At 38.8% G+C, this 17892-nt stretch carries 18 protein-coding genes; 3 read left to right on the top strand and 15 right to left on the bottom strand.

Going from position 1 to position 17892, the window contains the following annotated elements:
- Positions 1-930: an AEC family transporter gene (locus tag N0B29_RS01370; RefSeq protein WP_263831914.1), complete on the top strand. Its 930-nt coding sequence runs from the start codon at positions 1-3 to the stop codon at positions 928-930.
- Entirely contained in the window at positions 927-1289 is a 363-nt protein-coding gene (locus tag N0B29_RS01375) for a hypothetical protein (protein WP_263831915.1), read from the top strand. Before N0B29_RS01370 ends, N0B29_RS01375 begins: the two co-directional genes overlap by 4 nt.
- Here N0B29_RS01375 and N0B29_RS01380 read toward each other — a convergent pair.
- The 8 genes from N0B29_RS01380 to gltB are packed head-to-tail and all read right to left on the bottom strand — an operon-like array spanning position 1283 to position 11551.
- Complete coding sequence (locus N0B29_RS01380) at positions 1283-2221, bottom strand: tRNA dihydrouridine synthase (protein ID WP_263831916.1); 939 nt, start codon at positions 2219-2221, stop codon at positions 1283-1285. The two genes, N0B29_RS01375 and N0B29_RS01380, sit on opposite strands and share 7 nt — an antisense overlap.
- A complete protein-coding gene (locus N0B29_RS01385) occupies positions 2218-3228 on the bottom strand; it encodes a fatty-acid--CoA ligase (RefSeq protein WP_263831917.1) in 1011 nt (336 codons plus the stop codon). The genes N0B29_RS01380 and N0B29_RS01385 overlap by 4 nt, the downstream gene beginning before the upstream one ends.
- A gap of 15 nt (positions 3229-3243) precedes the next feature.
- Positions 3244-3603, bottom strand: coding sequence for an RNA polymerase-binding protein DksA (gene dksA / locus N0B29_RS01390; protein ID WP_263831918.1), 360 nt, complete (start codon positions 3601-3603; stop codon positions 3244-3246).
- Between the two features lie 53 nt (positions 3604-3656).
- Positions 3657-4112, bottom strand: a complete 456-nt coding sequence (locus tag N0B29_RS01395) for a 23S rRNA (pseudouridine(1915)-N(3))-methyltransferase RlmH (protein WP_263831919.1) — start codon at positions 4110-4112, stop codon at positions 3657-3659.
- Positions 4109-4987: an acetyl-CoA carboxylase, carboxyltransferase subunit beta gene (gene accD / locus N0B29_RS01400; RefSeq protein WP_263831920.1), complete on the bottom strand. Its 879-nt coding sequence runs from the start codon at positions 4985-4987 to the stop codon at positions 4109-4111. Before accD ends, N0B29_RS01395 begins: the two co-directional genes overlap by 4 nt.
- A gap of 22 nt (positions 4988-5009) precedes the next feature.
- The gene (locus tag N0B29_RS01405) at positions 5010-5735 is read right to left on the bottom strand and encodes an inositol monophosphatase family protein (RefSeq protein WP_263831921.1); all 726 of its coding nucleotides are present in this window, start codon (positions 5733-5735) and stop codon (positions 5010-5012) included.
- Positions 5736-5742: 7 nt separating this feature from the next.
- Positions 5743-7125 (bottom strand): glutamate synthase subunit beta, encoded by a 1383-nt coding sequence (locus N0B29_RS01410; protein ID WP_263831922.1) that lies wholly within the window; start codon positions 7123-7125, stop codon positions 5743-5745.
- 1 nt (position 7126) lies between these two features.
- Positions 7127-11551, bottom strand: a complete 4425-nt coding sequence (gene gltB, locus N0B29_RS01415) for a glutamate synthase large subunit (RefSeq protein ID WP_263831923.1) — start codon at positions 11549-11551, stop codon at positions 7127-7129.
- Between the two features lie 239 nt (positions 11552-11790).
- On the opposite strand from gltB, the gene recO reads away from it, so the two are divergent.
- The gene (recO, locus tag N0B29_RS01420) at positions 11791-12408 is read left to right on the top strand and encodes a recombination protein RecO (RefSeq protein ID WP_263832482.1); all 618 of its coding nucleotides are present in this window, start codon (positions 11791-11793) and stop codon (positions 12406-12408) included.
- 100 nt (positions 12409-12508) lie between these two features.
- On the opposite strand, the gene N0B29_RS01425 is transcribed toward recO, so the two are convergent.
- The 7 genes from N0B29_RS01425 to N0B29_RS01455 form a co-directional block, all read right to left on the bottom strand.
- Positions 12509-13261 carry a PP-loop family protein gene (locus N0B29_RS01425; protein WP_263831924.1) on the bottom strand — a complete coding sequence of 251 codons (753 nt, stop codon included), beginning with the start codon at positions 13259-13261 and terminating at the stop codon, positions 12509-12511.
- Complete coding sequence (locus N0B29_RS01430; RefSeq protein WP_263831925.1) at positions 13248-13949, bottom strand: 5'-methylthioadenosine/adenosylhomocysteine nucleosidase; 702 nt, start codon at positions 13947-13949, stop codon at positions 13248-13250. The genes N0B29_RS01425 and N0B29_RS01430 overlap by 14 nt, the downstream gene beginning before the upstream one ends.
- Before the next feature lie 10 nt (positions 13950-13959).
- Positions 13960-14883 carry an ACP S-malonyltransferase gene (fabD, locus tag N0B29_RS01435; protein WP_263831926.1) on the bottom strand — a complete coding sequence of 308 codons (924 nt, stop codon included), beginning with the start codon at positions 14881-14883 and terminating at the stop codon, positions 13960-13962.
- A gap of 58 nt (positions 14884-14941) precedes the next feature.
- Entirely contained in the window at positions 14942-15808 is an 867-nt protein-coding gene (locus tag N0B29_RS01440) for a sigma 54-interacting transcriptional regulator (RefSeq protein WP_263832483.1), read from the bottom strand.
- Entirely contained in the window at positions 15693-16319 is a 627-nt protein-coding gene (locus N0B29_RS01445; RefSeq protein WP_263831927.1) for an FKBP-type peptidyl-prolyl cis-trans isomerase, read from the bottom strand. Before N0B29_RS01445 ends, N0B29_RS01440 begins: the two co-directional genes overlap by 116 nt.
- A 109-nt stretch (positions 16320-16428) precedes the next feature.
- On the bottom strand, positions 16429-17328 hold the full coding sequence (locus tag N0B29_RS01450; protein WP_263831928.1) for a tetratricopeptide repeat protein: 900 nt from the start codon (positions 17326-17328) through the stop codon (positions 16429-16431).
- Positions 17329-17381: 53 nt separating this feature from the next.
- Positions 17382-17879 (bottom strand): OmpA family protein, encoded by a 498-nt coding sequence (locus tag N0B29_RS01455; protein WP_263831929.1) that lies wholly within the window; start codon positions 17877-17879, stop codon positions 17382-17384.
- Between the last annotated feature and the right edge of the window lie 13 nt (positions 17880-17892).

Below are 17892 nucleotides of genomic sequence, written 5' to 3' on the forward strand. Positions count from 1 at the left end.
ATGACCATTGCTATCTCCATCTTGTCCATTTACGCCTTTATTTTTCTTGGCTTTATGGCAAAAAGGATGCTCAAAGAGGAGATGAATGAGAAGGGGATGATTCTTCTTTCCATCTACTTCTTTCAACCCATGCTCTCTTTTTGGGGTTTATCGAGCAGACCAATTAATTTTTCACTCCTTCAAGCACCTTTTTGGTATTTAGCTATCTCCTTAATTTGTGTGCTTATAAGCTCACTCATTGCATTTATGTTCTTTAAAGAGGACATCAAAGAAAAGTCTATTATCACTATTTGTGTCATCATTGGTAATACAGGAAATCTTGGGATTCCTCTTGGCATTGCCCTTTTTGGAGACGCTTCTATTTTGTACATGAGCCTTATCAATATTACCAATGTTTTCATCGTCTATACGCTCGGTGTCTTTTTCTACTCCAGAGGTAACTTTAGTATCAAACAATCTCTCTTTAACATTGTGAAGCTGCCTGTGATCTGGTTTGCAACACTAGCCCTCTTGATGAATATCTTTGAGATAAAAATCCATCCTGCAATGCAAAAGCCTTTGGAAATGGGCGCATACTGCACAATGGTCATTCAACTCGTCGTCTTTGGCATGTATCTTTACAACATCAAACTTCGCAGTATCAACTACAAACTGCTTTTACATGTAAGCATTATCAAGTTTTTTATTACGCCGCTTATTGCTGGTTTTATCCTTTATGGATTGCTGGATTTAGAGCCAATGGTAGCAACACTTATTTTTATTGAACTCATTGTTCCCCTTGCTGTTACCAATGTTAATTTAGCCGCTTTGTATGAGTGTAAACCACTTGATGTTACCGTCTTAGTCTTTTTTACATCGCTTATTTTCATCCCTTTCTTTATTCTTATCAGCAATCTTTTGCACTACCTTAACATCGTGAGTCTACCATGAATATAAACGATAAAGACGCGAGAGTCAAATACATTAGAGCACTTGAGCGCTTTTTAGGAAGTTGTGTGAGTGCGCTCAAAAATGAAAATTTTGATTTTGCACTCTTTGTAAAGCGTGCCGAAAAAGGGCTTAAAACCTTACAGAAAGTGGAAGTTGTTCGGCTTGATTCAACCTACACCAATTTGCTTCAAAACTATGTTAATTTGGTCTCTAACAGCATTGCAAATACAGAAGATGTTGATCTCGAAGAGGTACACAAACGTCTTTTAAAAGAGGCTAATTTACTGGAGAAAGAGAAATATCGGGGAAGCTATAAAAAAGATAAGCACAAAGCACAAGGCTTTAATGACGGTTATTGAGCAAAAAAAGTAGCTATCGTTTCACGCATTAGCGCATCATCTTCAATGCGGTTAATTTTATCTCTAAACTCAGATGCCTCGCGAAATCCTTTTGAGTACGTGTGTAAATGCTTACGAAAAATTGAGTGTCCTTTCTCGCCATAAAAATCGACCATAGCATCGAAATGCTCTAGCACAATCTCCAAGATTTTTGTTTTTTCAACATGAACTAACTCATTTTTAATCTGATAAAAAATCCATGGATTTCCCACTGCACCTCGCCCTATCATCAAGCTTTTACACCCTGTCACCTCTTTTACATGTAAAGCTTTTTCATAGCTTGTGATGTCACCGTTGGCAATAACGGGAATGCTAACAGCCGCACGCGCTCTTGCAATCGCATGGTAATCAACTTCAGCTTTGTAAGCCCCTGCACGAGTCCTGCCGTGCATACTCATAAAATCAACGCCTGCGCTTTCACACGCTTTAGCAATCTCTTCAGGAATTTTGGTACTAAACCCAAGACGCACTTTAGCGCTGGTATAGCGTTTATTTGAATAGGTTTTTATTGTCTCAATGATCTTCTGCATGTGCGGCAAGTTTAATAAAAGTGACGAGCCTGCCTCTTGCGAAATGATTTTTGGCACAGGGCAGCCACAGTTCAGATCGATCCCATCAATCCCTTCAATGTCATTCAGAGCTAAAACAGCCTCTTTAATTGACACCAAATCAGATCCTGCAATTTGAACAATGTAGGGTGTTTCTCGCGGAGATTTGGTAAGCATCTTGAAGGTTTTCTCAGAGCCATAACGCAGAGCATTTGCACTAATCATTTCTGAAAAGGTAACATCTGCGCCAAACTTTTTAACAACGGAACGAAAAGGGAGGTCTGTAAAGCCAGCAAGAGGAGCGAGGGCTAGGATGCCTCGCTCAAAGTCTATCTCATGATTCATAGGCGCAAAAATTTGTCGATGTCAATACTTTTTCCATGATCTCGTAAGAACATAATGGTTTTAAATTTCACAAAGTCTTCAGGATCAGAATTGAGTAAAAGCTCACGGATTTTATCAATCATCTGAAGATCATAGAGTACATACAAGTAAGCATCAGCAGCAACTGCACCTTTGCTGTTATAAAGTTTTTCAAATAAAGCAATCAAAGCATCCGGTGAGAGTTTAATCTTAATCTCACGAGCAAGCTCTAAATAGTCAGCACGATCCGCGTTAAACTGTTCAAGAATATCTTCAATTGATTTTATATCCATATCAAAACTATCATCAGCATCCAAATAACGCTCCATCATACGACGGAAAGTACGCTTATCTTGAGGGAAGTCATAACGTTTAATTTCGTTAAAACTTGCAAAATCAAGCAATGCATCATAAGCTTTAAGACAAAGCTCGCTGTTGAGATCTTTACAGTTTTTCAACACTTCTACTGCCGAGCGAGGCTCTATTTTAAGGCGATTGATACTGTTTTGAATCACAAGAGGATTCGTTTTAGCAAGTCTATATTTTTTTAAGTCTTCATAATTGCCATTGGTAACACTCACTGCAACCGCACACGCTTTAGCAACATCTTCTTCAAGAAATGTTGTTGGAAGAGCCGCATCAAAACGCATACATTGCAATACTTTGCCCGCGAATTTAAAGCCATCTGTTTTATAAGAAGTTGTAACTTCTTCGCCTAAAATACGATTTCTTGCAGCCTCTTGAAAAAGTTCAATATCTTTTTTCAAAGCTCTTTTATACAAAAAATCTTTGAAATTATAAAAAACCAGATGACCAATAGAAGCAATAACCAAAAATAAAATGGGAAGAACAATCCAAAACGCTACAGGTAGAGTCATTGAGAAACCAAACAGCTCAAGTGTAGTGCTCTCACCATTAAAACTATAGACATAAAGTCCAATAGCTAACATATAAATTAGTGTTACAAGAAAATAGCGTTTGATTCCCATGATGTGTCTTCCTACTTACTTATTTTTTGCTGATTTTTCGATAATCTCACGGCACACAATGCAGTATCTAGCATGAGGCTTCACTTTGAGTCTTTGAAAACCAATTTCCTCTTCACACATTTCACAAATACCATAACTGCCATTTCTGATTTTATTGATCGCAAACTCTATCTCATTGAGTTCTTTCATCTGTTGCGCACTAATAGCTTGCTCAATCATACGATCTGTACTTATAGAAGCATGATCTGCTTCATCACCTACATCGGTATCTTTAAGATCTTCGATTTCTCGCATCGAGTCTTCAATGTTTTTTTTGATTTGGACTCTTCTCTCTTTAAGAATGTCCTCGAAATGCTTTAATTCGTGTTCTCTCATCCTTTGTTTCCTTTACAAAAAATTGACCTGAAATCGTCCTGCATTATAATCAACTATTTATGATAGGGATGGTTGTTTTTTATACACAATCCCCTATAAATCTGCTCAAATAAAACCACTTTCGCGATCTTATGGGCGTATGTTAATCTACTTAAACTTATAATCTTTTGAGTTTGACCTAAAAAGGCCTCTTCAAACCCAAAAGCACCACCAATGAAAAAATTGACATTCACATCTTGGTCAAAAAGTGCGCTAAATTGCTCACTACTCAGTTCTACTCCCTCCACGTCCAACGCTACATTATACCCTTTTAAATGAGGTTCGTATGCTTTCGTGTAGGAAGCACGAGCTTCTTTCTCACCTATCATCTGTGCTGAGGCAATCTGCTTATTAAAGATCTTGATCTCTTCGACTTTTGCGAAGCGAGAGATCATTTTAGTGTATTCGCCAGCGATTGCATCCAATGCTTTATCGCTGCTTTTTTCGATCGTAAAGACCTTTACATTCATGCTTTGAGTCTTAACTCAAATGAATCTTTTTGACAATTTTCACCCAAAAGCTTCAACAAATCTGCCACCACCTTTTTCATATCGGTACGTGTAACGATCATATCGATTAAACCATGGTCTAACAAGAATTCCGCTTTTTGAAATCCTTCTGGAAGATCTGCTCCGATGGTCTGTTTAATAACCCTCTGCCCCGCAAATCCTACCAGTGCCCCTGGTTCTGCCATAATTATATCGCCCAAAAAGGCAAATGATGCACTAACACCTCCCATCGTTGGATCGGTGAGAATGGAGATGTAAGGCAATTTAGCTTCAGAAAGTTTTGCAAGTGCCGCGGATGTTTTAGACATTTGAAGCAACGAGAATGTGCTCTCTTGCATACGCGCACCACCGCTGGCACTCACGATAATTAAGCCCTCTTTATTTGCCATAGCACGATTAATGGCACGAACAATCTTTTCGCCCTCAACAGAACCTAGACTTCCACCCATAAAAGCAAAGTCAAAAACAACAATTTGCGCACGGATGCCATCAATACTGCATGAGCCACATAATACAGAAGAATTCTTACCTGTTTTTTCTTGTGCCTCTTCAATACGTTTTTTATACGATTTTTTATCCACAAATTTTAAAGGATCTATCGGTATTAAATTAGCATCAAATTCAACAAAACTGCCTTCATCACAGAGTTGATCGATGCGCTGTTTTGCGGAAATTCGCATATGGAAACCACATTTGGGACAGACATTAAAACGTTGTTCAATCTCTTTGTAGTACATTAAAGATTGGCATGCGCTACACTTAACCCAATGGCTTGGAGCTTCATTTGGAGTAGATTGAGTTTTTCGAATCTTAGAGAAAATTTCTGCAAATCGCATAGGTTTTTATCCTCTTTTAAAGCTAATTGCTTATAAATAAACTTTTTATTTTATCAAAAATTTCCTTATCTTTGCTTACGAGGAAGATATCACTCTCATAAAAGGTATGAAGATCTGCACACATGAAGAGTCCCGCTTCGACATCATAAGTGCGCATAACACCTTCATACAAAACAAACGAAACATCGTGTGCATAGGCTAAAGAGAGTGCAAAAGCACCAGGAGAGCGGTACTTAATATGAGCACTTTGAAGCTTGTCGTGCGCGTGTACTGAACAGTAAGAACGCTCAAAAATTCCCACTTTTGAAAAGGTGTTACATGTAACCAAATTAAATGAATTTTTTCCTATTTTTCCTTGGCGCAAACCGTTTTCATCTTTGATAAAAACATCGCCATTGGCTAAGTTTGTAATCATCGCTTTTGTGCATTGATTGTTTTCAAAATAAGCAATGGAGGTACCAAAGAAAGGAAGATGCGAAAGCAGATTATCACTGCCATCAATGGGGTCAAGGACAATGCGAGCAGAGGTATTGGGGCTTTGTATCACCCCACTCTCCTCAGAGACGATCTCGCCAAAAGGCAAAAGGTGTTTAATGAAAATCTGTTCAGCCTCAAGATCAATTCCAGAGCTACGATCTCCCCCCGCTCCAATGTCGAAGGATTGGTGAGCAGACTCATCCAACCCTTTTACATGTAAAAGCTCAGATACCTCAAGATTCGCTCTGAGTGCGGCTTCAATAAAGCTCACGAAAGGCTTATCCAAGCAATTTTTTAATGATGCTAAGTGCGGCTTCTTTACCCTCTTTAGCAGCAGTTACAACAAGGTCAGAGCCTCGCTTACAGTCTCCACCCGCATACACACCTGATTTTGTTGTTTGGTATTCATGATTGACAATAATGCCGCCCGATTTATTAACCTCAATGCCATTTTCTGCAAGGAATGTAGGTACAGATGGTGTAAAACCAAGTGCAAAGATGATGACATCGGCATCCACTCTAAAGTCGCCACCTTTGACGATTTCAACGCACTGTCGGCAATTAGCATCTTTAGCACCCAAAATCGTTTTGTGCATATCAATCCCAATCGCTTGTCCGTCAGAGTTGACTAAAATCTCCTTAGGGGTCACGTTATAAACAAACTCTGCACCCTCTTCGATAGCATTTTTAAACTCTTTTTTGGAGCCAGGCATATTGTATTTATCACGTCGGTACAAGCATGTAACGCTTTTTGCACCTTCACGAATCGATGTTCTTAAACAATCCATTGCCGTATCACCACCACCGATGACCACAACATTTTTGCCTTTAACTTCGAATTTTTTGTCATAACTCTCATTGAAGAGTTTTTTCTGAATGGAGCGTAAAAAATCAATTGCCATAAAAACACCATTGGCATTTTCATTCGCAACATTGGCTTTACGTGGACTCTCCGCACCAATACTTAAAAAGAGTGCATCATGACTGTGTGCAATCTCATCAAAGCTGATGTCTTTACCTACATTAGTGTTTACATGTAAGTTCATACCTGCTTCTTGAAGCCATCTTACACGCCTTGCAACAACCTCTTTATCGAGTTTAAATCCAGGAATTCCGTATGTTAAAAGTCCACCCGCTTTATTTTGCCTTTCGTACATACTGACAGAAATGCCGGCTCTTAAAAGATAGGTTGCACAAGCAAGCCCCGCTGGACCTGCCCCGACGATAGCCACTTTTTTCTTAGTCGTAATGCCAGGGAATGCTGGTTTTAGACCTTTTTTAAAGCCCTCTTCAGAGATGAATGTCTCAATGGCACCAATGGTAATCGCACCATGACCATCATTGAGTGTACAATCACCCTCACAGAGACGATCCTGAGGACAAATACGTCCTGTGATCTCTGGATACGGGTTTGTCTCATTCGAGAGATTAAACGCAAGATCACGCTTCATCGCACTTGTGGCTTTTAGCCAAAAAGGAATGTAGTTGTGCAAAGGACATTTGCTATGGCAAAAAGGATCACCACATTGGATACAACGATCGGCTTGAGAAGAAGCATCCTCTTTGCTAAAAATTTCATAAATCTCTTTAAAATCTTTGACTCTATCACCGGTTGAGCGTTTGCGTGGCTCAATTCTCTCTTCATTGACAAAATTTTGCATCTTAGTCTCCTTGCTCCGGATTGAGTGGCACCTTCGTCATATCTTTAGGTCGCACCATCCAAAAATCTCTTACCGCGTGGCGGAAATTCTCTAAAATTTGTGTTGCTTTAAAGCTTGCTGTCTCATTAATATGGGTTCGTAAAAGTCGTTTCAAGAAGTGGCGTGCTTCGTCCATATCATCCGTATCTACGCGTTCTGCAATGACAAGCTCTTGATTGAGTTTATCAATAAAATCGCGTGTCTCATCATAAACAAATGCCACACCACCTGTCATACCCGCGCCAAAGTTAACGCCTGTATTTCCAAGGATCGCAACAACACCGCCAGTCATATACTCACATGCGTGATCTCCCGTTCCCTCAACCACCGATGTAGCACCTGAGTTTCTAACACAGAAGCGCTCACCTACAATGCCTGCAATGTAAAGCTTCCCACCTGTTGCACCGTACAGACATGTATTTCCTGCACACGCGTAACCTCTACCTTGGTATTTTGGCGCAATAACGATTTTTCCGCCATTCATGCCTTTACCAACGTAGTCATTCGCCGTACCTTTGAGGTTGATGCTAATACCATTGGCTAAGAACGCACCCAAAGATTGACCTGCAACACCATTGAGTCTAAAGACGATGCTGTCATCTTTAAGCCCTTTGTTACCATAGAACTTCGCGATCTCACCACTGATGAGCGTACCAAAGCTACGATTGGTGTTACAAATGCTTTTATGCAAGACCATTTTCTCGTCAGGATTTTCAATGACTTTATAGATGTCTTTTAAAATCTCTTTTTCAAATTCATTTTTATCAAAAGGATCATTAGACTTACCGTTATGTGTATTTGGTCCTTCTAGTCTCATAAGGACAGATGAAAAATCAAACTTTTTAGCAAATTCATCATCAATGACGCTTAGAAGATCACTACGTCCAATAATCTCTTCCATGTGAGTGTAACCAAGGTGTGCCAAAATCTCTCTCACATCTTCGGCTAAGAGTGTAAAGAAGTTGATAAGTTTATCAACCGTTCCTACAAAATGCTCTCTGAGTTTTTCATCTTGTGTCGCTACACCTACTGAACAGCGGTTTAAGTGACATACACGAAGCACTTTACATCCAATGATGGTTAAAGAGAGTGTTCCAAAGGCATAACTCTCAGCACCCAAAAGAGCTGCTTTAATGACATCAAGACCTGTTTTGAGACCACCGTCGGTTTGAAGATGAACGCTATCACGTAAATGGTTGGCTTTAAGAGCATTGTGTGCTTCACTTAAACCAATTTCCCAAGGATTTCCCGCAAACTTGATGGAAGTAAGAGGTGCAGCACCCGTACCACCATCACCTCCGGAAATGATGATTTTATCGGCATACGCTTTTGCCACACCTGCCGCAATCGTTCCAACACCCGCAGTCGAAACCAGTTTTACGGTAATAATTGCTTCAGGGTTGATTTGTTTCATATCGAAAATAAGCTGTGCCAAATCCTCAATCGAATAAATATCATGATGAGGGGGAGGTGAAATCAGTGTAACACCCGGAATGGTGTAACGTAAACTTGCAATAAGTGGCGTTACTTTATGCCCTGGTAATTGTCCACCTTCACCCGGTTTTGCACCTTGCGCTACTTTGATTTGAATCTCTGTTGCCGAGCGTAAATACTCAGGTGTCACACCAAAACGACCCGATGCAATCTGTTTGATTTTAGAATTTTTAATCGTTTTAAGACGCTCAGGCGCTTCACCGCCTTCACCCGAGTTACTCATACCACCAATTTTATTCATCGCTTCACCAAGCGCCTCATGCGCTTCTGGAGAGATAGAACCAAGACTCATCGCTGCGGTTGCAAAACGTTTAAAGATAGCCTCTTTTGACTCAACTTTTTCAAGCGCGATTGGTTCACGGTCAGATTTGAGTTCAAAGAAATCTCTGATCATTTTCAACCCACGACCATTGATCATTTTTGTAAACTCTTGGAAATCTTTTTTATCACCGCTCACGGTTGCTTTATGAATCGCATGAATCGCATGTGGATGATAATCATGGTGCTCTTGTCCATCAATGTATTTGTAAAAACCACCAATTTCTAATGGAAAAAGTTTTTTAGTGATATTAAGTTCATACGCTAGATGATGGTTTCGACCTAGACGCTCTTCAACATCTTCGTATGAAAGTCCAGGGATTAAAGAGATAGCACCATCAAAACACTCATGCACGATGTCTTTACCAAGTCCTAGTACATCAAAAAGCGCTGAATTGCGGTACGATGCAATGGTTGCAATACCCATTTTTGACATGACTTTTAAAAGTCCTTGTCCGATTGCATGGTTGACATTTTTGAGTTTTGTTTTGATCTCGTAAGCACCCATCTCGCTTTTTTTACATTCATCTAAAACGGTTGCATAAAGTAAGTATGGATAAATAGCACTGGCACCAAAGCCAACCATACAAGCACACGAATGTGTATCAATCGCTTCACCTGAAATAGCGACAATAGAAGTGAGTGAGCGAACACCTTCATCCAAAAGCACTTGGTTCACACGACCAATAACCATAATCATTGGCATTGGTTTAAGTTTATCGCTCATGCCACGATCATCAAGGAAAATAATGCGAATACCATCATTTTTAACTGCTTGAACAATGTCGTATGCCAAATCTTCAAGGCTTCCTTTGAGATTGTCTTCAAAAAGTGTTGAGAAATAGCGATTTTTATATTCATCTTTATAGCGTGGTTTACTAGGATCTCCAAAAGAGTCAAGAACTTCATACTTCTCTTGCATCATAATCGGAGAAATAGATTTAATGCGTACCGCATGACCTGGATTTTCTTCCAAGATATTGCGAATCTCGCCAAAGCTCGTATTTAAACTCATGACCACTTTTTCACGAATCGGATCAATCGGTGGGTTAGTGACTTGCGCGAATTTTTGCTTAAAATAGTCGCTGAAATTACGTTGTACTTTACTAAATGCCGCCATTGGCGTGTCATCGCCCATAGAGCCAACACCCTCTTTGCCATCTTTCATCATCGGCTCAATGACCATGTTTTTGACTTCTTGAGTGATGTTAAAATAGCGTTGCTCAAGTTCTAAATTTTCGCGTACATAATCCGTTGTTTTTGAAAAAGGAATGTCCACAAACTCTTGTAAATAGACCAGCCCTTTGTTCAACCATTCGGTATAGGTATTAGAGCTTTTGAGGTAATCGTTAATATCATCATTTTTCATGATCTTGCCAAATTTAAGGTCAAGTCCGATCATTTGACCACTTTGTAAACGACCTCGCTCAATGATGTTATCTTCTTCAATATCTAAAACACCATACTCAGATGAGATGATAATGCGATCATCTTTGGTAATGATATATTTAGCAGGACGTAAGCCATTTCTATCTAAAACACAGGCGATGTGGCGACCATCGGTTAAAGAGATAGCCGCTGGACCATCCCAAGGCTCAAAGTTGATGCTTGAAAATTCATAAAATGCTCTAAGTTCTGAATCCATGTGAGGTGCATTTTGCCATGGAGCTGGGATCAGTGAACGAACGGCTTTGAAAAAATCAAATCCATTAATGAGCATAAACTCAAACATATTATCTAAGCTTGCGCTATCACTCACATCATTGGTTGTCAATGGATAGAGTTTTTGCAGTTCTTCATCGGAGAAAATACCACTTTTGATACATTCACTTTTAACTTGGGTATAGAAACGATTTGCTGAAATAGAGTTAATCTCACCATTGTGTGCTAAGGTACGGAACGGCTGTGCCAATTTCCATTTTGGTAAAGTATTGGTTGAAAAGCGTTGGTGAAAGAGTGCAAATGTTGCTTTAAAATCATTGTCGCTAAGATCGGGGAAAAAGGTTTTGATATAGGTTGGCATGACCAAACCTTTATACGAAATCACTTTACTTGAAAACGAAGCGATATAAAAATCAGTCTCACGAGCAAGTCTTTTTTCAACGATTTTACGTGTTAAGTATAGAAGTGCTTCAAAACGCTTGGTTGCAACGAGGGATGAAGAAGTTACAAACGCTTGTACAATTTGAGGTAATGAATCAAGTGCTAATTTACCAAGTGCTTTTGTTTTTACAGGAACATCACGATACAAAAGAACTTTGAGGTCGTTTTGCTCACATGTCTCTTCAAAAATTCTTTTTTGTTCTTCTGTTGTTAAAAATATCATAGCAACAGCAAATTGCTTTGGAAGGTCTACGCCTAATTTGTGTGCCTCTTTTTTCATGAACTTATCTGGCATAGAGAAAAGGAGTCCACTGCCATCGCCACTCTTACCATCGGCGGCAATCGCACCTCTGTGCATCATTCTCTCTAATGCCGTGATGGCATCTTCGACATTTTCATGGGTTGGAATGTTTTTTATGTTTGCGATTAATCCAAAACCGCAATTGTCTTTAAATCCTGTAATAAGATCCATTTCACAAGCCTTTTGTGGAATTTTCATCAAAATTCTGACGAAATCTGACAAATTTTTAAGCTAAAAGCGAGGGATAATACACGAATAATGCTTATTTTTCAATTAAACACTATTTTTCGAGGTTTGTAGCGTTTTCATATCTTAATTTGTATTAATTGTCAATAAAATTTAAAATATAAATTAGTTTACTTAATTTTTAAATTTAAGAATAAACAAATACAGAGATGCTAAAATTCCCTATGCAAGGATACATCATCAATTTGAATCGTGTTAAAGACGAAGATTTAATTGTCACCATTTTAACGCAAAATAGTATTAAAACTGTTTATAGATTTTATGGCGCTCGTCATTCTACGATCCATTTAGGCTATAAAATCGACTTTGAAGCTATTCCATCACTCAAGTCAACCATTCCACAGCTCCGTTCTATTATGCACCTTGGAATGTCTTGGAATAATCATCGAGAGCGTATGCTTATATGGCAACCATTTATGAGACTCTTTTATACGCATCTCAAAGATGTAGGCACAGTAGATAGCTTCTACTTTGATCTTTTAGAGATGTGCTCATCTATCTGGCATAAACAAAACCCTAAACGCATTGCTATTGAGGCTTATATCAAACTTTTAGCTTATGAGGGAAGATTGCACGATGATTTTATCTGCTTTAATTGTGAAGAGGAAATTTTAGAAGATTTAACACTGATTCGTGCTTTTTTACCCGCACATAAAACCTGTGCATGGAATCAGACGTTTGAACTCTTACATGTAAAACAACTTTTTGAAGAGCAAAGTACCATAGCACTGGATGACGAACAGATCGATGTGCTATGGAAAATTTTATTGGAAGGGTTTTGAGCTTTACACGACTATTAGGCAAAGCCTAATAACTTACGCTGCGCTATGGCGCTGAAGCTTGCTTCTTACGAAGCAGAAATACCTGTTTCTATTTCAAGATTTACTCTAAAAAGCGTGCATCACTGAAGCTGGATGTTTGGATATTTTCAAATGCTTTTTTCAGTGAAATAAAAAGTTCAGGATTTTGTTTTTCCATATTGGCAAGCATCTCTTTAGTTTGAGCGCGCATTACAGGCATCTTCACATCAAAACGCATCGCAGGGCATGCTTCATCCCCAATTATAGGCATATTAGCATCCATCGCACAATCTCGTAATTGACGCTCACGCACATGAATAAGGGGGCGAATCACCTGTAAACCATTTTGAGCTCTGTAAATAGGAGGCATCGAACGAAGCGTTCCATTGTGTGAAAAATTCATAAAGAAACTCTCTACGGCATCATCAAGATGGTGTGCAAGCGCCAGTTTACTGTAACCATGCTCAAGCGCATAGGTGTAAAGAGCGCCACGTCTCATACGCGAAAAGAAACTGCAAAAAGAGGAGTTTTCACGGATTTTATCTTGCGCAAGATCAAAAATCTTCGTATCAACAATTTCATGGTCTATCTCATGTTCCAAACAATGTTTATGCAATGTTTGAAGATCTTCACCCATCCCATAAGCAATTGTAACGGCTTTAAATTCAAAATCGAAGGGAGCAACACGCTGCATGTGTTTTAAAACATGTGCAAGGCTGAGTGAGTCTTTACCACCACTAAGACCTAGCAAAATTTTATCACCCTCATTTATGAGGTTATAGCGTGCATTGGTACGCCCTGCAATGCGTAAAAGGCGTTTACTAATTTCGATCATGACTGAGCTCGTCCAACATCGCTATAATAAACTGAGCACTCTCTTTAGCAGAACTCACTAAGAACTCATCAAAACTAAATCCTGCGTCCATATCCGCAGCATCACTAATAGCGCGAAGCACACAAAAAGGAACGTTCAGCGCATCACAAACCACAGCAACTGAAGCACCTTCCATTTCTGTTGCATCCGCATTAAATGTCGTATGAATCCACTCTTTTTTTACACCATCGCAAATGAATTGATCACCCGTGGCAATAATGCCCTCAAGCAATTTAATGTTTTGAGCCGATGCAACTTTTTGAGCCAACGCAGTCAAAGCTTTGTCCGTTTCAACATAGACAGAACCTTCTGGCACATAGCCGTGAGGATGACCAAACGCCGTTATATCAAGATCATGTTGAGCCAGTTTTGTAGCTACCAGCAAATCACCCACTTTAAGTGAAGGATTGAGTGCTCCTGCGACACCTGAGAAAAGAAGTTTTTGCGCTCCAAATTTTTCAATCAAGGTTGACGCTGTAAGGCTTGCATTCACTTTACCAATTTTACTGTAAGCAATGACTAAATCCATTCCCTTATACGATGTTGTATAATAACGATTCTTTGCAAACTCTATCGTTTCATATTTCCCAAAAAATTCTAAAAGTGGGGTGATCTCTTCGACCATCGCACCCATAATGGCTATTTTCATCTTTTCCCTTTTACAAAAGTGCAAGCACTTCTTCTAAACTTTTCATATCACTGATGCTGTGTGTTGGCTTTTGAGAAATTCGTTTATTTAAACCTTTTAACACAGATCCTCCAAACTCAATAAAGCAGTCAACAGAAGATTCTACATGTAAAATAGATTGCTTGTATTTGACAGGTGAAACCAACTGCTCAGATAAGAGTTTTGTTGCCTCTGCTTTTGTTTGATAAGCACTTGCCGTTACATTGGAAATCACAGGCACAGCAAAGCTCTCTTTGAGCCATTTTTCTAAATACGCTTCAAGTTTTGGTTGAGCAGAACTTAAAAGCGGACAGTGGCTCGCAACTGACATCGGAAGTAAAACCGCTTTTTTAGCACCAGCTTCTTTAAAAAGTGGCTCAAGTGAAGCTAAATCATCTTTATTTCCTGCGATTACGATCTGACCATCACCATTGTAATTAGCAGCCCATACTTTTTTTCCAAGTTCGCGTTCTTTACATGTAATCTCTTCTACGCTTGCGTCATCCAAACCTAAAAGTGCCATCATGCCAGCGTTAATGCCCTCGCAGGCTTGTTTCATTAAGAGTCCACGTTGGTGTACTAATTCCACTGCATCCAGATAATCCATAGCACCTGCTGCACTCAGAGCAGAAAATTCACCTAACGAGTGACCAAGTACCGCTTTGGGTGCTATTTTATATTGTTCCGTAAACAGTCGGTGTGCTATTAAACTCACTAACAAAATCGCAGGCTGTGAAAACTCTGTTTGATCAAGGCGATCATTCTCTGCAAAGAGAAGCTCTGTAAAATCAAACCCTACTCGTTGGCTTGCTTTGTCGATCATCTCTTTAGCAATTTTAGAGTTATCATAAAAATCTTTTCCCATGCCAATTTTTTGGCTACCTTGTCCAGGAAATATAAAAATACTATTATTCATTGATTAACCTTTTATATTTTACATGTAAGCATTTTTCACTCTAAAGCCATGCAAACATCTAGTCTATTTTTAATCTATCTTTGTAATCGTTGATTTTTTTACGCAGGGTGTTTCGATTGAGTCCAAATTTTTCACTAATGGCAAGTTGTGAACCAAATTTTGCGTAACCACTTTTAATCATTGGAACATCAAAAAGATATAAAAGATCGCGATAGTCATTTCTTCCACCAATACGATGTGATAAAAAACGCTCCATCATCGCTAAAATTTCTTCTTCTCCAAAAGAGTTCATCAAATACGCATTATAAACTGATCGTCTTAGTGAATAGCAATTCTTACTCAAATCAGGAACAACATCTTCTAAAGATGAAGCCTCACCAAACTCTCCATCAAACATTCTACATGCTTCATAAGCAAATTTTTCCATGAGTGGGACAACATCTTCTTCTCGTTCGCGCAATGGAGGAATGACGATCTTAAGGCTGAAAAACTCATCCATGAGAACTTCACTAATGGGTAAACTTGATGTAGCAATAATACGTGTTTTATGAATATCTAAAGCAATTTTGAGTTTTTTATAATTGGTAATTTTATGAAAGTTTTTGACGATGAGACTACTGTTCGTCTCAATAAGCGCTAAAAGCTCATTGAAAGCACTCGCATCGACAATTGGAGCTGAAACAATGTGTTTAGCAAGCGTTTGCTTTCCCACACCACTTTCGCCTAAAATAAGCGCATTAATCGTTACGCTTTTAAGAAGATTGGCAGACTTAAGAGCCTCCATAGAGGCTCTTGACTTTGCTATATAATTAGTGTGATCCACAACATCCGCCACCATGTGAGTGACTTTCGCCGCCGCAGCATCCACCTTCACCATGGTCATGATCGTGATCATGTCCACCACAGCATTCGTGATCATCGTCATGTTCATGTGAACCACATCCACCTGAACCACAACCACAGCTATGTCCGCCACCAACGTAACCATTCAAGATTTCATCGGCAGTTGCATCACGTACTTCGACAATACTTACTGCAAATAAAAGATCTTGTCCAGCTAATGGATGGTTGAAATCGATTTCAACGGTCTCATCGTTAAAGTTTTTAACAATAACTTGAACTGTTTCACCGTGCTCACCTTGACCATAAAGTGTCATGCCAACTTGAAGCTCAAGTCCTGCAAATTGCTCTTTTGGTAAAGTTTGAACTGCGTTCTCATCGTAAATACCATACGCATCAGCCGCAGCTACTTTAATGTCAGCATTCTCACCAGCTTTAAGCTCTTTAATCTTCTCTTCTAATCCTGGAATAATTTGACCTTTCCCAACAATAAAAGAGAGTGGTGCTGCATTAATATTACTATCTAGAATTTCACCATTATCAACATTTCTAAGCTCATAATGGATTGAAACTACTTGATTATCACTAATACTCATATTTTCTCCCTTAATTTATAAACAAGAGATTTTAACATAAATATATTGTATATGCCCTTAGGCGAAAGTTTTAAGTCTATTTTTTGTGCAAAGAGGTGTATAAAAAAAGTTATTTTACTTTTTTTGCTTCTGGAGAATCAGGATAACTGTCTTTCAAAGCTTTATAAAAACCTTGTGCTTCTTTAGTTTTACCAAGTTTTTCAAAAGATGCACCTGTATGGTATAGAAGTGTTGGGGTATACGCTGCTTTATCAAAAAGTGCGATACTTGATTTATAGTGCTCAATCGCTGTACTGTAGGATTTTTGACTGTACGCTATCTCACCAAGATTAAAATTAATCTTAGCAGGTTTATAGTTACGATTTAACAACTCTGTATAAAGTGCTTGCGCATCAGCATATGACTTTTTATCAAAATGATCATCTGCTTCTTTAAGAAGAGTAGCGCTATCTTTGGTACTTAGCTCTTTAGCAGAAATTGTTTTTGCAGGCGCTGCTGAGGGAATCTCTTTTACAGCATCTTTTTTAGCTGGCTCAGATGCAGTAGCTATTGTTTTAGAAGTAGCTCCTTTGCCACCTCTTACTTCATTTGCTAACTGATCAAATTTATCTTTCGGAACATAGTTTTTATTGATTGAATCAATGAGTGATCCAAGTTCACCAACAACAACTTTGATTTTTTCTTGATTATCAGCTTGAATCTTGCGATTTTCTTCAACATACTCTCGAAGTTTTTTATTCTCCTCCTCGAGTTGTCGCATTTTATCATCTTGTTTTGCAATCTTACTCGCATAACTGTCCATTACTGAACGCATGCCTTCATATTGCTCAGAAACATTACTTAGTTCTGCTTTGTTAATAGAATTATTATCATTTGAAGCTGATTTTTGGTTATTTGGAAAATATTTTTTATCGCTTACAGTGACTGTGTTACTATAAGAAGTGGTACTACTGCCACTACTAACGTCACTTCCACCAAAAGCCGAGGGTTCACTCGATAGCGCTGCCATAGGCAGCAACGCTATCGAAAATAGAAGAATTTGTTTTTTCATTCAAACAAAGATTATGGAAGTACTTTAAATTCTGCTCTTCTGTTTTTAGACCAACAATCTTTATTGTGTTCGTTGCACGCAGGATTGCTCTCGCCATAACTTACTACAGTTACTCTATCAGCAACCATACCTTTAGCAACTAAACCATCTTTCACACTTTTTGCTCTTTTAAGACCAAGTGCATAGTTGTATTCATCTGTACCGAATTCGTCACAGTTACCTTCAACTTTGATTGAAAAGCTTTTAGCTTCTGCAGAGTTGAATAATGCAGCGTTTGCATCAATGTTAGCTTGTTGATCTTTTCTGATGTTGAATTTGTCAAAATCAAAATAGATTGTTTTAGAGTTAGCTTCTAGAGAAGCAATCAATTTTTGAAGTGCACTCATACCATCTGTTGCACCTTTTGTATCAGCCGTTCCTTTAGTCATATCGACTTCTGGACTTTTTTGGCTACAACCTGTTAAAACCAAAACCGCTACCGCTAAGCTTGTTAAAGCTAATTTACCCATTATTAGATCCTTT

The organism is Sulfurospirillum oryzae (assembly GCF_025770725.1).
Classification (GTDB): Bacteria; Campylobacterota; Campylobacteria; order Campylobacterales; family Sulfurospirillaceae; genus Sulfurospirillum; species Sulfurospirillum oryzae.

Bases quoted from the DNA above. Each gene is read 5' to 3' on its own strand.
- N0B29_RS01370 (WP_263831914.1), top strand. From the start codon at position 1: ATGACCATTGCTATCTCCATCTTGTCCATTTACGCCTTTATTTTTCTT.
- N0B29_RS01375 (WP_263831915.1), top strand. From the start codon at position 927: ATGAATATAAACGATAAAGACGCGAGAGTCAAATACATTAGAGCACTT.
- N0B29_RS01380 (WP_263831916.1), bottom strand. From the start codon at position 2,221: ATGAATCATGAGATAGACTTTGAGCGAGGCATCCTAGCCCTCGCTCCT.
- N0B29_RS01385 (WP_263831917.1), bottom strand. From the start codon at position 3,228: ATGGGAATCAAACGCTATTTTCTTGTAACACTAATTTATATGTTAGCT.
- dksA (WP_263831918.1), bottom strand. From the start codon at position 3,603: ATGAGAGAACACGAATTAAAGCATTTCGAGGACATTCTTAAAGAGAGA.
- N0B29_RS01395 (WP_263831919.1), bottom strand. From the start codon at position 4,112: ATGAATGTAAAGGTCTTTACGATCGAAAAAAGCAGCGATAAAGCATTG.
- accD (WP_263831920.1), bottom strand. From the start codon at position 4,987: ATGCGATTTGCAGAAATTTTCTCTAAGATTCGAAAAACTCAATCTACT.
- N0B29_RS01410 (WP_263831922.1), bottom strand. From the start codon at position 7,125: ATGCAAAATTTTGTCAATGAAGAGAGAATTGAGCCACGCAAACGCTCA.
- gltB (WP_263831923.1), bottom strand. From the start codon at position 11,551: ATGGATCTTATTACAGGATTTAAAGACAATTGCGGTTTTGGATTAATC.
- recO (WP_263832482.1), top strand. From the start codon at position 11,791: ATGCAAGGATACATCATCAATTTGAATCGTGTTAAAGACGAAGATTTA.
- N0B29_RS01425 (WP_263831924.1), bottom strand. From the start codon at position 13,261: ATGATCGAAATTAGTAAACGCCTTTTACGCATTGCAGGGCGTACCAAT.
- N0B29_RS01430 (WP_263831925.1), bottom strand. From the start codon at position 13,949: ATGAAAATAGCCATTATGGGTGCGATGGTCGAAGAGATCACCCCACTT.
- fabD (WP_263831926.1), bottom strand. From the start codon at position 14,883: ATGAATAATAGTATTTTTATATTTCCTGGACAAGGTAGCCAAAAAATT.
- N0B29_RS01440 (WP_263832483.1), bottom strand. From the start codon at position 15,808: ATGACGATGATCACGAATGCTGTGGTGGACATGATCACGATCATGACC.
- N0B29_RS01445 (WP_263831927.1), bottom strand. From the start codon at position 16,319: ATGAGTATTAGTGATAATCAAGTAGTTTCAATCCATTATGAGCTTAGA.
- N0B29_RS01450 (WP_263831928.1), bottom strand. From the start codon at position 17,328: ATGGCAGCGCTATCGAGTGAACCCTCGGCTTTTGGTGGAAGTGACGTT.
- N0B29_RS01455 (WP_263831929.1), bottom strand. From the start codon at position 17,879: ATGGGTAAATTAGCTTTAACAAGCTTAGCGGTAGCGGTTTTGGTTTTA.